15 protein-coding genes and 1 tRNA gene are annotated in these 13,656 nt (G+C 69.3%); 5 read left to right on the top strand and 11 right to left on the bottom strand.

The features are described from left to right. Positions 1–126: 126 nt before the first annotated feature. Positions 127–273, bottom strand: coding sequence for a hypothetical protein (locus AC0IY0_RS16760; protein ID WP_187193565.1), 147 nt, complete (start codon positions 271–273; stop codon positions 127–129). Positions 274–690: 417 nt separating this feature from the next. Between AC0IY0_RS16760 and AC0IY0_RS16755 the strand changes: the two genes are divergently transcribed. Both AC0IY0_RS16755 and AC0IY0_RS16750 read left to right on the top strand, forming a co-directional pair. Beyond that, a tRNA-Asn gene (locus AC0IY0_RS16755) sits at positions 691–766 on the top strand. 313 nt (positions 767–1,079) lie between these two features. Next, a complete protein-coding gene (locus tag AC0IY0_RS16750) occupies positions 1,080–1,298 on the top strand; it encodes a hypothetical protein (protein WP_419829482.1) in 219 nt (72 codons plus the stop codon). A 19-nt stretch (positions 1,299–1,317) separates the two neighbouring features. Here the strand turns inward: AC0IY0_RS16750 and AC0IY0_RS16745 are convergent, their stop codons facing one another. From AC0IY0_RS16745 to AC0IY0_RS16705, 9 genes are all read right to left on the bottom strand, one after another. Further along, positions 1,318–2,046, bottom strand: a complete 729-nt coding sequence (locus tag AC0IY0_RS16745; protein ID WP_419829483.1) for a response regulator — start codon at positions 2,044–2,046, stop codon at positions 1,318–1,320. Continuing rightward, positions 2,043–4,760, bottom strand: coding sequence for an ATP-binding protein (locus tag AC0IY0_RS16740; protein ID WP_471764694.1), 2,718 nt, complete (start codon positions 4,758–4,760; stop codon positions 2,043–2,045). The genes AC0IY0_RS16745 and AC0IY0_RS16740 overlap by 4 nt, the downstream gene beginning before the upstream one ends. Positions 4,761–4,910: 150 nt before the next feature. Next, positions 4,911–5,294 carry a nuclear transport factor 2 family protein gene (locus AC0IY0_RS16735; protein WP_471764693.1) on the bottom strand — a complete coding sequence of 128 codons (384 nt, stop codon included), beginning with the start codon at positions 5,292–5,294 and terminating at the stop codon, positions 4,911–4,913. Between the two features lie 291 nt (positions 5,295–5,585). Next, complete coding sequence (locus tag AC0IY0_RS16730; RefSeq protein WP_471764691.1) at positions 5,586–6,191, bottom strand: K(+)-transporting ATPase subunit C; 606 nt, start codon at positions 6,189–6,191, stop codon at positions 5,586–5,588. Positions 6,192–6,213: 22 nt separating this feature from the next. Next, positions 6,214–8,304, bottom strand: coding sequence for a potassium-transporting ATPase subunit KdpB (kdpB, locus tag AC0IY0_RS16725; RefSeq protein WP_419829487.1), 2,091 nt, complete (start codon positions 8,302–8,304; stop codon positions 6,214–6,216). 55 nt (positions 8,305–8,359) lie between these two features. After that, a complete protein-coding gene (locus AC0IY0_RS16720) occupies positions 8,360–8,557 on the bottom strand; it encodes a hypothetical protein (RefSeq protein ID WP_471764689.1) in 198 nt (65 codons plus the stop codon). A gap of 1 nt (position 8,558) precedes the next feature. After that, positions 8,559–10,274: a potassium-transporting ATPase subunit KdpA gene (kdpA, locus tag AC0IY0_RS16715; RefSeq protein WP_471764688.1), complete on the bottom strand. Its 1,716-nt coding sequence runs from the start codon at positions 10,272–10,274 to the stop codon at positions 8,559–8,561. A gap of 22 nt (positions 10,275–10,296) precedes the next feature. Continuing rightward, positions 10,297–10,398: a K(+)-transporting ATPase subunit F gene (locus AC0IY0_RS16710; RefSeq protein ID WP_210247817.1), complete on the bottom strand. Its 102-nt coding sequence runs from the start codon at positions 10,396–10,398 to the stop codon at positions 10,297–10,299. 11 nt (positions 10,399–10,409) lie between these two features. After that, complete coding sequence (locus AC0IY0_RS16705; RefSeq protein WP_471764686.1) at positions 10,410–10,532, bottom strand: hypothetical protein; 123 nt, start codon at positions 10,530–10,532, stop codon at positions 10,410–10,412. 569 nt (positions 10,533–11,101) lie between these two features. Here AC0IY0_RS16705 and AC0IY0_RS16700 point away from each other — a divergent pair. The 3 genes from AC0IY0_RS16700 (at position 11,102) to AC0IY0_RS16690 (ending at position 13,235) form a co-directional block, all read left to right on the top strand. After that, entirely contained in the window at positions 11,102–11,692 is a 591-nt protein-coding gene (locus tag AC0IY0_RS16700) for a cell wall anchor protein (RefSeq protein WP_471764684.1), read from the top strand. A gap of 197 nt (positions 11,693–11,889) precedes the next feature. Continuing rightward, the gene (locus tag AC0IY0_RS16695) at positions 11,890–12,468 is read left to right on the top strand and encodes an NADPH-dependent FMN reductase (RefSeq protein WP_471764683.1); all 579 of its coding nucleotides are present in this window, start codon (positions 11,890–11,892) and stop codon (positions 12,466–12,468) included. A gap of 470 nt (positions 12,469–12,938) precedes the next feature. Continuing rightward, on the top strand, positions 12,939–13,235 hold the full coding sequence (locus tag AC0IY0_RS16690; protein ID WP_246692231.1) for a hypothetical protein: 297 nt from the start codon (positions 12,939–12,941) through the stop codon (positions 13,233–13,235). A gap of 195 nt (positions 13,236–13,430) precedes the next feature. On the opposite strand, the gene AC0IY0_RS16685 is transcribed toward AC0IY0_RS16690, so the two are convergent. After that, complete coding sequence (locus tag AC0IY0_RS16685) at positions 13,431–13,646, bottom strand: hypothetical protein (RefSeq protein WP_461231011.1); 216 nt, start codon at positions 13,644–13,646, stop codon at positions 13,431–13,433. Positions 13,647–13,656 lie beyond the last annotated feature (10 nt).

The following is a 13,656-nucleotide window of genomic DNA, read 5'->3' as shown; positions in this document are numbered from 1 at the left end:
CTCAGTGCAGACGAGAGGCTACAATCATTGAACTCAGGGAAAAATCTTCGGTCTTGCCATCGATGCCCAGCGCCAGAACCTGTTCCCGGCGGGACGGCCTGGTCGTCGGATTGTGCGGAAGACACCTCAAACGGTGTGCGCCAGGATCACGCGCGCGGCAGCAGCGACGATCAGAAAACCGATCACAGCGACGCCGATGTAGTCGGGCATGCGGCTGTCACGCTTCGGGCCGAGGGCGTCGCCTGTTGGAAGGCCGTCGGGATCCCGAAACATCGTGAGAACTCTCAGTACGTGACAGGCAGGCCCGCACGCGACGGAAGCCGGAAGTCGGGGCGAACGCGGCATCACCGGACGGCACGGCACAGGCGCCTTGCGGTTCGGGACGGCGCGGGATCGGCATCGAGGCGCGCATGGCGACGGCCCCATCGTCTAGGCGGCCGCCATGACGATGGGATGACCCCGCGAATTCCCATGGGCCTCGGCATGCTGCCGCCGCCGCACCTTCTGCCGGCACCTCCCGCTGCGTCGCCCCCGAAATGTCCGTTGTAAAAATGCCACGCCGCGCCCGGTCGAGCGCCGGCAAACCACCTTTCTCCAGGGGCGCTCAGGGGGCGCCCAGACGATCGGTGCCGATCGCGTCATTCAGGGTCTTGCGTCCCGCGATCTTGGTGTGTAGAGACCCGCTCGTGATCCCCGATAGCTCAGTTGGTAGAGCAGGCGACTGTTAATCGCCTTGTCGCAGGTTCGAGTCCTGCTCGGGGAGCCATCACCCAGTTAACCTCCTGAAGACGTTGCGCGAATAGCTTTCGACGGCTTTACTGCGGCAGGCGATGCCGCGTCTTTGCTGTCAGGACCGCGCGAGACGACCACCCGGAAGCCGCATACTGTGACCGGCGCCGCTCCGGGCGGAGTCACCTGAGGCCCCGATCACGCCCTCAACGGGCGGCGCAGGCGGGCCCAGCCCGGAATCTTAACGCGACCCTTATGAGATCGGCCGGGCGGCCCGCTCGATCCCTCATGCGTTCGGGTCCACCGTCCGGGTGCGATCCCTGGAGGATCGCGGGAACCCCAGTCAGCCGATGTCGCCCACCATCCCCATCGTCGCCCCCGCGGGGGACACCGCCCGGTTCATCGTCGGCCAGGACCCGGAGGGGCGCTGGGTCGCCATCGAGATCCACGGGCGGGCCGGTGGCCTGTTCCGCAGCCGAGAGGCGGCGTACGACTATGCGGCGGGGGAGACCGATCACCGCCCCGATGCCGTGCAGGTCTCGGCGGAACGGATCGCGCTTCGGCTCTGAGCCGGTCGAAGCCCCGTTCTCAGGCGCCGCCGGTGCGCGACCGCCCGCTCTCAGAGACGGTCGGCTCGTCCTCCGGCGCGCGCAGGCGGTAGCCGACACCGGTCTCGGTCAGCAGGATGCGCGGGCGTTCGGGGTCGGCCTCCAGCTTTTGCCGGAGCTGGCGCATGTAGACGCGCAGGTATTGCGGATCGGAGGAGACCGAGACCGCCTGCATCAGCTGCGCGTGGGTGAGCACCTTGCCGGCATGCAACACCAGCACGCGCAGGAAATCGTACTCGCGCGGGGTGAGCTTCACCTCGGCATCGTCGACCTTCACGATCCGCCGCACGAGGTCGATCGAGAGCCGGTCGACCCGGAAGATCGGCCGCTCGCCCTGGACGGCGAGTTGGTGGCGCAGGGCGGCGCGCAGCCGAGCCAGCAACTCCGCCATGCCGAACGGCTTGGTCACGTAGTCGTCCGCGCCGAGGTCGAGGGCGTCGACCTTGCCGCCCTCGTCGGTGCGGCTCGACAGCACCACCACGGGCAGCTCGGGATGGCGGGCCCGGATCGCCCGCAGCAGGTCGTGGCCGCGCATGTCGGGGAGCCCGAGATCAAGGATGACGAGATCCACCCGCTCGCGCCCCAGCACGTCGAGGGCGGTCGCGGCGTTCGGCGCCTCCAGGATCGCATAGCCCTGCGTGGACAGCCCCGTGCGCAGCAACTTCCGGATCGGCGGCTCGTCGTCGATGACCAGGATGGTCGGGCTCATGCGGCGATGTCCTTCGGCGTGGTCCGGGCCGGGACCGGCAGCGTCACGGTGAAGACCGCCCCCAGGCGGTCGCGCCGGTTGGCGGCCGTGACGGTGCCGCCCATCGCCTCGACGAAGCCGCGCGCGATGGCCAGCCCGAGCCCGGTGCCGGCCCGGACCCGGTCGCTCTTGCGCACCCGGTAGAACTTGTCGAACACCCGCTCGACCTCTGTCTCGGGCAGGCCGTCGCCCTCGTCGATGATGTCCAGCCGCACCCGGTCGCCCTCTCGGCGGGCCCTGACCGTCACGGTCGAGCCGGCCGGTGCATATTTGGCGGCGTTGTCGAGCAGGTTGACCAGCACCTGCTCGAACAGGACCGGATCGAAGCGGAGCACCGGCAGATCGGGCGCGAGGTCGACCGTGACCCGGTGGTCGGCCAGCACCGGCTCGACCCGGCGCAGGGCGGTGTCGACGGTCTCGGCGACGTCCTGGGGGGCGAGGTTCGGGGCCACCGCGCCCGCCTCCAATCGGGTCATATCGAGCAGGTTGGCGATGAAACGGTTCAGCCGCTCGGATTCCGCGATGATCGTCGCCAGCAGCTCCGCCTTGGCCTCGGAGCCGAGGTCGGCGTCGAGGTCGCGCAGCGTGCTGGCGGCCCCGAGGACGGAGGCCAGCGGGGTCCGCAGATCATGGCTGATCGAGGTCAGGAGCGCCTGGCGCAGGCGGTCGGTCTCGGCGGCGCGCTCGGCCCGATCGAGATCCTCCACCAGCCGCACCCGCTCGATGGCGAGGGCGCCCATATCGGCCAGCGCATCGAGCAGCCGGCGCCCCTCCTGGGTCAGGATCGGGCCGTTGCCGTCCGCGTCGAGGCCGATCACCCCGATCGTGCCGCGCCCGGTACGCATCGGCAGGAACAGCCGCTTGGCGCCCGGCAGGGTGTCGGCACCGCGCCCGGCCGGGCGGTCGTTGTCGAAGGCCCATTGGGCTGCCGCGAGGTCGGCGGCATCGAGCCGGTCCTCGGGCGGGTAGCCGGCCCGGACGGTGACGGGCTTGCCGTCCGGCAGCAGCAGGACCACCCGCACCTTGAGCATGGCGGCCACCTGCGCGCAGGTGGCCCAGAGGACGTCGTCCAGGGTGCCGCACCCCGCGAGCTTGCGCGAGAAGCCGAACAACCGCTCCGTTGAGGTGGCCCGGCCCTGGCTGATCATGGCGATGCGGCGGGCCCGGGCGGCGAGGTTCGAGACCAGCACGGCCACCAGCGTGAACAGCAGGAACGCCGCGACGTTGGTCGGGTCGGCGATGGTGAAGGTGTAGACCGGCGGCAGGAAGAAGAAGTTGTAGGCCAGCGAGGCCGTGACCACCGCGGCGAGCGACGGCCCGAGCCCCCAGCGCACGGCGACTGCAACCACGGCGGTGAGCAGCATCAGGTCGGCATTCTCGATGCCGGTATAGGGCTGGAGCACGAGTGCCGCCCCGAGCGCCACCGCGGAAGCGAGGACAGCCATCCCGTAGGGGCCGGGCTCGAAGGTCGCGGCCGGGGCGGCGGTGGCGACCGGCCGGCGCGCCGGAGCCTCGGCCGGCACGGCTTCGCCCGGCACCACGTGGACGCTGATGTTGCCGCTGCGGCGCACGAGGTCGTGGACCACCGAGCCGTTGACCAGCTCGAAGATCCAGGAGCGCGCCGCCTTGCCGACCACGATGTGGTTGACGTTGGCCGAGCGGGCATAGGCCAGGATGTCGTCGGCGACGCGCCGGCCGCCCGGCAGCGTCACGGCATCGCCACCGAGCCGGTCGGCTAGCCGCAGGGTCTCGGCGATCCGGTCGCGCGCCGCCTCGCTGCCGGAGCCGCCGCGCGGTGCCTCGATGAACAGGGCTGTCCAGGGCGCGTGCAGCCGGTCGGCGACGCGCTTGGCGTAGCGCACCAGGCCGGCCGAGCGCGGATCGGCGCTGATGCAGACCAGCACCCGCTCGCCGGCGCTCCAGGGCCCCGCGATGGCGTTGGCCTGCATGTGGCTGACGAGTTCGTCGTCGACCCGGTCGGCGGTGCGGCGCAGGGCGAGCTCGCGCAGGGCCGTGAGGTTGCCCCGGGAGAAGTAGTGCTTCAGGGCGCGCTCGGCGTTGGTCGGCACGTAGACCTTGCCGTCCTTGAGCCGCTGGATCAGGTCGTCCGGGTTGAGGTCGACCACCTCGATGTCGTCCGCCCGGTCCAGAATGCCGTCCGGCACGGTCTCGCGCACGCGGATGCGGGTGATCTGCGCCACCACGTCGTTCAGGCTCTCGACGTGCTGGATGTTGAGCGTCGTGTAGACGTCGATGCCGGCGTCGAGCAGTTCCTCGACATCCTGATAGCGCTTCGGGTGGCGCGAGCCGGGGGCGTTGGTGTGGGCAAGCTCGTCCACCAGCGCGAGGGCCGGCCTGAGGGCCAGCAGGGCGTCGAGGTCCATCTCGTCGAGGGTGGTGCCGTGGTAGGGCACGGTGCGGCGCGGAACGATCGTAAACCCGTCGAGCAGCGCCTCGGTCTCGGCCCGGCCGTGGGTCTCGACGACGCCCACCACCACGTCGATGCCGGCTTCGCGCCGAGCGCGGCCGATGGTGAGCATCTCGTAGGTCTTGCCGACCCCGGGGGCAGCCCCCAGGAAAACCTTCAGCCGTCCGCGAGTCGGAGTCTCCCGGCGCGCCGTCTCCAGCAGCGCCTCGGGGGTGGGACGGGACGGGTCTCGGCCGGTCTCGGGCATGGTTCCTTCAGGCGTGACCGCGGTCAGCGCGACGCGTATGGGGTCCGCAACGGGCCGGATTGCCGCCGCTCCGGTCTCGCACCCGACAACCCCTTCCACGTTGCAGGTCGTAGGGCAGGTGGAGGTGGGGTAAAAAGTCGTGTCGCCTCGTCAGAACATGCCATTGGGATTGGCGGCGGTTTCCGGCAGGATTTGCAGCACGTCCCAGTGCTCGACGATCTTCCCACCAGCATCGAGCCGGAACATATCCATAGTGGCGTAGTCATCCCCGCCCGGCCACTGCTGGAGGCAGTGGAGAACCACGAACTCGCCCTCGGCGACGGCGCGCTTGATCGCGACGCGCTTGCCAGGCCATTCCCGCGCCATGCGTTCGAAATAGCTGATGAACCCGTCTTTGCCGGTGGCCACATGCGGATTGTGCTGAACGTACTCGGCCCCAGCGTAACGCTCGATCGCCTCCCGCGGCCGGCAATCGTTGAACATCAGCTCGTAGAAGGCGATCACGTCCGCCTTTCTCTGCACAAGGTCGCTCATGACACCCCGAGAGTGCTGACGATCGCGGCGGATACGCGCCAGGCACCCGTACGCGCATCCGGGCGGGAAAGCCTGGGGCGCCCGTCCATCGACCACGATACCAATGTGGGTCGCCTGTAAATACCGTTCAGCCCGAGGGTTGGAGTGAGGTCGCTTCGAGAAACCGGCTCACGAGATGTCGCCTCTCGAGCTGTCTCGGCCATCCGATCCGTCAGGCCGACGGCCGTCGAAGCAGATGCATCGTCCCGCCGGGATGGATCGGGGACGATGCCGAGCGTCCTGGATGGCCGTTCAGCGCCGACCCAACTCATCCAGCGCGAGGTTCAGCGCCAGCACGTTCACCCGTGGCTCGCCGAGCAGCCCGAGCGTGCGGCCCTCGATCTGCGCGGCGACGAGCTGGCGCAGGCGGTCCTCGGGCTGGTTGCGGGCCTTGGCGACCCGCGGCACCTGGAACAGGGCGGCGTCGGGCGAGATATCCGGGTCGAGGCCCGAACCGCTTGCCGTGGCGAGATCGACTGGGACAGGGTGGCCCGGATTCTCCGAAGTCAGCGCATCCCGGTCGCTCTTGACCCGCCCGGCCAGCGCCGCGCTGGTCGGGCCGAGGTTGGATCCGGAGGAGTTGGACGCGTTGTAGGGCGCCGGCACGGTCTTGGACGGGTCGGCCGGGTCCGGCGCGCTGGTGGCCGAGGGGCGGCCGTGGAAGTAGGCGGCGCCGGTAAAACTCTGGCCGATCAGGGCCGAGCCGATCACCTGACCGTCGCGTGCGATCAGGCTGCCGGCGGCACGGGCCGGGAAGATGAGGCCGGCGAGGCCGGTCACGGCGAGCGGGTAGGCGAGGCCGGTGATCGCCGTCAGGATGGTGAGGAGCACGAGGGCGGGGCGAAGCTGGCTGAGCATGGCGGATCTCCGATGGACCGGTTCAGGCGAGGTGCAGGGCGGTGACGGCGAGGTCGATGGCCTTGATGGCGGCGAACGGCACCAGGACGCCGCCGAGCCCGTAGATCAGCAGGTTCCGGCGCAGCAGCGCGGCGGCGCCGACGGCCCGGTAGGTCACACCCCGTAGCGCCAGGGGGATCAGCGCCACGATGATCAGCGCGTTGAAGATGATCGCCGACAGGATCGCGCTCTGCGGCGAGGCGAGGCCCATGACGTTGAGCGCCTGGAGCTGCGGGTAGAGCCCGAGGAACATCGCCGGGATGATCGCGAAGTACTTCGCCACGTCGTTGGCGATGGAGAAGGTGGTCAGGGCACCGCGGGTCATCAGCAACTGCTTGCCGATGCCGACGATCTCGATGAGCTTGGTCGGGTCGCTGTCGAGATCGACCATGTTGCCGGCCTCGCGGGCCGCCACCGTGCCGGTGTTCATGGCGACGCCGACATCGGCCTGGGCGAGGGCAGGGGCATCGTTGGTGCCGTCGCCGCACATGGCGACGAGCTTGCCCTGCGCCTGCTCCTGGCGGATCAGCGCCAGCTTGTCCTCCGGGGTGGCCTGGGCCAGGAAGTCGTCCACGCCCGCCTCCGCGGCGATGGCGGCGGCGGTCATCGGGTTGTCGCCGGTGATCATCACCGTGCGGATGCCCATCCGGCGCAGCTCGGCGAAGCGCTCGCGGATGCCGCCCTTCACGATGTCCTTCAGGTAGACAACACCCAGGAGCCGGCCGTCGCGGGCGACCGCGAGCGGCGTCCCGCCGGCCTTGGCGATCGTCTCGGCGATGGCGCGGATCTCGGCGACGGCTTCGGGTTCCGCCTCCGGCCGATAGGCCAGGGCGGCGTTCGAGCCACGGCTCGCCATCGGCTGCGCCGAGACCGCGGCGATCACCGCCTCGACCGCGCCCTTGCGGATGGAGATTCCGTCGAGATCGACACCGCTCATGCGGGACTGCGCGGTGAACGGCACGAAGCTGGCGTTGAGGCCGGCCATGTCGCGGGCACGGATGCCGTAGGCGTCCTTGGCCAGCACCACGATCGAGCGGCCCTCCGGGGTCTCGTCGGCCAGCGAGGCGAGCTGGGCCGCGTCCGCCAGGTCCTGCTCGGTGACGCCGGCCACGGGCCGGAACGCGGTCGCCTGGCGGTTGCCCAGGGTGATCGTGCCGGTCTTGTCCAGCAGCAGGGTGTCGACGTCGCCCGCCGCCTCGACGGCGCGGCCCGACAGGGCGAGCACGTTGAAGCGCACCAGCCGGTCCATGCCGGCGATGCCGATGGCCGAGAGCAGGGCGCCGATCGTGGTCGGGATCAGGGTGACGAACAGTGCCACGAGCACGATCAGCGGGATCGCACCGCCGGCATAGGACGCGAAGCTAGGGATCGAGGCCACCGCGAAGACGAACACGAGGGTGAGCCCGGCAAGCAGGATGTTCAGGGCGATCTCGTTCGGGGTCTTCTGCCGCGAAGCGCCCTCGACCAGGGCGATCATCCGATCGACGAAGGTCGAGCCCGCCGCCGCGGTGATCCGGACCCGGATCTCGTCGGAGAGCACCTGCGTGCCGCCGGTCACCGCCGAGCGGTCGCCGCCGGATTCGCGGATGACCGGGGCGGACTCGCCGGTGATCGCCGCCTCGTTGACCGAGGCGACGCCCTGGATGACTTCGCCGTCGGAGGGGATCAGGTCGCCGGCCTCGACCAGCACCACGTCGCCGACCCGGAGGCTGGTGCCCGGGACGGTCTCGTAGCGACCGCCCGGACCGGTGAGGCGCTTGGCCATCGTCTCGGTGCGGGTGCGCCGCAGGCTGTCGGCCTGGGCCTTGCCGCGCCCCTCGGCCAGGGCCTCGGCGAAGTTGGCGAAGACCAGGGTGAACCACAGCCACAGGATGATCTGGCCGGAGAACAGCAGGTCGCCGCCGCCAGTGGCGACATCGCGGACGAACAGCACGGAGGTGAGCGCGGCCACGACCTCGACCACGAACATGACCGGGTTGCGGATCATGGCGCGGGGATCGAGTTTCTTGACGGAGCCGATGAGCGCCGGCCCGACGAGGGCGGGGCTGAACAGGGATGCGGTCTGGCGGGACATGGGTCGGGTGTCCGAAGCGGGGCGGGCAGGCCCGTCGCGCGAGCCTCGGGATGCGTCAGGGGGCGGGGGTGCCAGCGGTCAGCGCGCAGGCAGCCATCAGGGCGAAGGCGGCGAGCAGGAGGGTGCCGAGCAGCGCCAGGACGAGGTCGGAGGTCCGCGGCGGCGGCGCACCGGCCCCGTGCCGGAGCGGGGATGTCCGGTGAAGCAGGCGGTGATGGCGCGGCATCCGCCGGGTCGGGAGCGTGCGCGGCATTTCAGCCTCCGCTGGCGAAGGTCTGGCCGGCCGAACCGGCGAGGTGCTCGACCACCGGTCCCAGCGCCAGGGAGGGGAAGAAGGTCAGTCCGCCGACGATCAGGATCACGCCGACCAGCAGCCCGATGAACAGCCCGCCATGGGTCGGGAACGTGCCCGCCGAGGCCGGGAGCGTCTTCTTGGCGGCGAGAGAGCCTGCGATGGCGAGCACCGGGATCTTCACGAAGAACCGGCCGACCAGCATCGCGAGGCCCAGGGTGCTGTTGTAGAACAGCGTGTTGGCCGTGAGCCCGCCGAAGGCCGAGCCGTTGTTGGCCGAAGCCGAGGTGTAGGCGTAGAGGATCTCGGTGAAACCGTGCGGCCCGGCATTGGCCGGCCCGGCGAGGCCCGCCGGCAGCACGGTCGCCAGGGCGGTGCCGCCGAGCATCATCAGCGGCAGACACAGGATGCCGAGCATGGCCATCTTCACCTCCCGTGCCTCGATCTTCTTGCCGAGATATTCGGGGGTGCGCCCGACCATCAGGCCGGCCACGAAGATCGCCACGATGACGAAGACCAGCATGCCGTAGAGGCCGGCCCCGACGCCGCCGATGACGACTTCGCCGAGCTGCATGTTGATCAGCGGGATCATGCCGCCGAGCGCCGTGAAGCTGTCGTGCATGGCGTTGACCGCGCCGCAGGACGCCGCCGTGGTCACCACCGCGAACAGCGCCGAGGCAGCGATGCCGAAGCGGATCTCCTTGCCCTCCAGGTTCCCGCCCGCGAAGCCGAGGCCGTTGAGCACCGGGCTGCCCTGAGCCTCCGCCCAGTAGGTAACGAGGACGCCCGCGAGGAACAGGATCCCCATCGCGGCGAGGATCGCCCAGCCCTGGCGCTCGTCCCCGACCATGCGGCCGAACACGTTGGTCAGGGCGGCCCCGATCGCGAAGATCGACACCATCTGGACGAAGTTCGACAGCGCGGTCGGATTCTCGAACGGATGCGCGGCGTTGGCGTTGAAGAAGCCGCCGCCGTTGGTGCCGAGCATCTTGATCGCGACCTGGCTCGCCACCGGGCCGATCGCGATGGTCTGCCTTGCCCCTTCCAGCGTGGTGGCGTCGACCGAGGCGCCGAGCGTCTGCGGGACGCCCTGCCAGACCAGGAACAGCGCGTACGGGATGCAGAGCGGCACGAGGACGTAGAGGGTCGCCCGGGTGACGTCGACCCAGAACGATCCGATGGTGCCGGTGGAGGCCCGGGCGAAGCCGCGGATCAGCGCCACCGCGACCGCGATGCCGGTGGCGGCGGACAGGAAGTTCTGGTGCGTGAGCCCGAGCATCTGGGCAAGATACGAGAGCGTGGTCTCGCCCCCGTAGGCCTGCCAGTTGGTGTTGGTGACGAAGCTCGTGGCCGTGTTGAAGGCGAGGTCCGGCGCCACGGCGGCCTGCTCGGCCGGATTGAGCGGCAGGAACGCCTGCAGCCGCAGGATCGCGTACAGCACCGCGAAGCCGAGCAGGTGGAACAGGATCACCCCGCCCGCATAGGCGAGCCAGTGCTGCTCCTGCCGGGCGTCGATGCCGGCGACGCGGTAGAGGGCGCGCTCCACCGGCGCAACGATCGGCGACAGGAGCGTACGCTCCCCGTTGAAGACGTGCGTCATGTAGAGGCCGAGGGGCTTCACGAGCGCCAAGACGACCGCGCAGTACAGCGCGATCTGCATCCAGCCGTTGAGGGTCATGGGAGGGGTCCGTCCGTGCCGCTCAGAACCGCTCGGGGCGGACGAGGGCGTAGGTGAGGTAACCGAGCAGACCGAGGGTCACGAGCGCGCCGAGGGTCAGGTCGAGGGTCATGGCAAAGGTCATTGGACGCCTCGTCAGAGGCGGTCGCAGAGGACGGCGTAGCCTTCGCTGAGGGCGAAGAAGGCCAGTCCCGCGGCGATGAAGATTAGGTCGAGCATGAGGGGTCCGTTTCGGTTCTGCGGGCGGTCGGCGGCCATGCCGCGACCGATCCCGGCCGACCCGGATTGTGGGCGGGAACCGCGTTAGGGTTCGAGATGGAGAGGCGGGCGATCTTATTAGGATCGCATGAGGATCGGCGGGGTGGGGCAGTGCCTTCATCGGGCCCGCGGGCCGCGGATGGCCCGCTCTCCCGTGCGGGCCGTCGGGTTCACCCATCACTGCCGGAGGGGGCCAAGGCTAACCGCGGGCGCGTCTCCCCCCACCCTTTGCGGGGGGTCTGCGCCGTCGCTCCCCACTTGTGGGATTTAATCCCGGTGGCCCCAAGGGCATCCTTCCCCGCAAAGGGGGAGAGGGCGTGCCCCCTTCGGAACCACTTCTCTCCTGGTGCAGAATCATCCGGCCCGCGTTCTGTGAAGCCGCGTGTTTGCAAGGAGAGGGGACGCGCGCTGGGCGGTCCGCCCGAGCCAAGCCGCTGCCCCCGAGCCGGCAAAAGCTGCCGCGTGGCGAATCCTGCCGGCCCACCGCCCGTCTCAATCGTTGAAATCACAGGCAAATATCTGGACCGCGGCGTGCATCGTCCCGAGAAAGGATTTCACGAGGACGTATTATGTCGGTCGGTTCGGTCACGAGCAGCAGCCTCCAGCGGGACCTCATCAGCGCCCTGCGTCAAACGCGCGGTGCGTCGGCCCAGCAGACCGACGCGAGCGCGTTCGCGGTGCCGAGCGACGGCGCGAGCCCGTCAGCCGGCACGGCGGCCACGACCGCTTCCGGCAGCACGGCGTCCAGCCCGGGGCTGTCGAACGACCTGATGGCGTCGCTGCTGAAGGTGCAGTCCGACTTCAGCCAGATCAGCGCGCAGGGCGGCTTCGCGGCACCCGCGTCCGCGCAGAGCATCACCGAGGCATCGAGCGACGGTTCGGATGGAGGCCAGAGCCAGGGCGATGCCGCGCCAGCCCATCGCCAACACGGGCATCATACCCGCGCCGCCGGCCCCGATGGCTCCGGCTCCGCGGCGTCCAGCAGCGCCGCGGTCGCGGCGAATTCCGGTGCGGCGACAGGCGAGACCGATGCGTCCGGCGGAATCCAGGATGGCCTGCAGGCTTTGCTGCAGCAGGTGACGAAGGCGATTGCCGCCTACACCGCAGCCGGGCCGGTCGGCCTCGCGGCCTCCGCCCTCTCGACCACGTCGAAGACCTGATCGGACGGGCCGCGCGCTCCGTGACGTCCCCGGTCTTGATCGCAGACCGGAGACGACGCAAGCATCGCCTCGAAGCGGAGCGGCAGTTCGCCAAGACGCCTCCCCGGGACGATCGATACCGCATCGCAGCAGCGGGGATGCGGCATCCGGGATGGTGAACTAGGTTTCAGGCATCGTCGGCCGGCCCGGAGATCGCCATGCCTCTCACCGTTCCCGTCATCCTCGGCAGCGTCCGCACCGACCGCATCGGCATCCGTGCGGCAAGGTTCCTGATCGCCCGGCTCGAAGCGCGCGGCCACAGCGCCCCGCTGGTCGATCCCGCCGAACTCAAGCTCCCGCTGCTCGACCGGATGTACAAGGAATATCCAGCCGGCACCGCCCCGGAGCCGTTGGAGCGTCTCGCCACCCTCTATCGCCAGGCGGACGCCTTCCTGATGGTCTCGGCCGAGTACAATCACGGCGTTCCGCCGGCTCTCTCAAACACTCTCGACCACTTCCTCGAAGAGTATTACTGGCGGCCGTCGGCGATCTGCTGCTACTCGGCCGGACAGTTCGGTGGAGTCCGGGCGGCGATGCCGCTCCGCGCCATGCTCGCCGAGCTGGGAATGCCCAGCATTCCATCGCTGCTGCCGATCCCGCGACTGCAGAAGGTGATCGGGGAGGACGGCACGCCGGCGGATGACTGGGTCGAGAAGGCGGCCGGACGGTTCCTCGACGAGTTGGAGTGGTATGCCGAGGCCCTGCACGCGCGGCGTCTGCGCGGGACTCCTTACTGAACGTCCATCGCGCAATACGCGGCCTTCGAAGGTCGTCGCGCGACCTACGCAAATCCGAAAATCCGGTCCGGACACAGGTGGCCTTTTCCTGTAGCGAACGGGTCATCTCCGCGGGCTCGCATCCGACAGGACGGGGCACGAACCGGCGGGGCACCAAAGCCATCGGCCCCCGTTCGCCATTGACTTTCTGCGGGGCGAATGCGCCGAGCGCCCAGAGATCTTAGGGACGAATCCTTCTCATAAGCCTATTTTTTCGTCGTTGACTGATAAGATATCGATCAATCGACAATATCAAATTCGACCGTGAAGCGATCGTGTCCCACACTGATCGATTCTCGAAAAGAGGAACTGTATTTCGCTGTTGCAAAAAGGTGGCTGCGCGGTTCGGGAAAGTGTGAGATCTTCTTTCTGTTCCCAGTCGCGGACTTGGCCCAATGAAACTCGACGAGAGGGCGCTCCTTCAGGAGCGCGTGCGAACGCTTGTCCTGCGTCATGCCCTAGAGGCGGCGCTCGAGCGTCTGGCAGCGGCGACCCGCGAGGCTGGAAAAGAGGCGACGGCTGAATTCCAGAGCCTGGAACATTCGCTGCTCTCGGCGGCCCGCAGCCTCGCGGATCGTGCCAGCGCCCAGAAGCTGGCCGTGCTGGTCGCGGTCGAGGATGCCAGCGCGACGGTGCGGAGTGCGTTCGACAACGCCCACAGCCGCCTCGACGCCCGTCAGACGGACGTGCTCTCCGCGGCTGCGCCCCTGAACGTGGTCGCTGCGTAAGCAGGACTGCGCGAGCGCCGAACCAGACGGTAAGTCGCTTCCAAGACGCCTGATCGTCGCTACGTCTACCAGGACACCAAGTCCCGCACGGCGACGCTGCGTGCGTGGTCGGAAGCAGGGGAGAGCGGGCGCAGTCGTGTGGCGCGCCCGCCCTGGAATGCTTGCGCCCGCGGCGCTGGCCTTACCGGCGAACGCTCACTGCTTGGCGCGGTTGATGATCGCCCAGAGCGCTTGAGCCACCGGCTCCGACACGGTGCGGCGGTACTTGCGGTGAACGAGCTGGCCGTTGTGGAATACGTCCTGCTCGACGTAGAGCCGCTCGCCATCCCACCGGACGATGTTGTCGGATTCGATGGTCTCCTCGACGCCGAGATCCCCACGCAGGATCGTGTTGCCAGTCTGGGTCAGCATACGCGCGTCC

It is taken from the genome of Methylobacterium sp. AC315 (assembly GCF_979253755.1).
The sequence above is the reverse complement of the archived record's forward strand: the minus strand, read 5'-3'. Positions and strand labels throughout refer to the sequence as shown.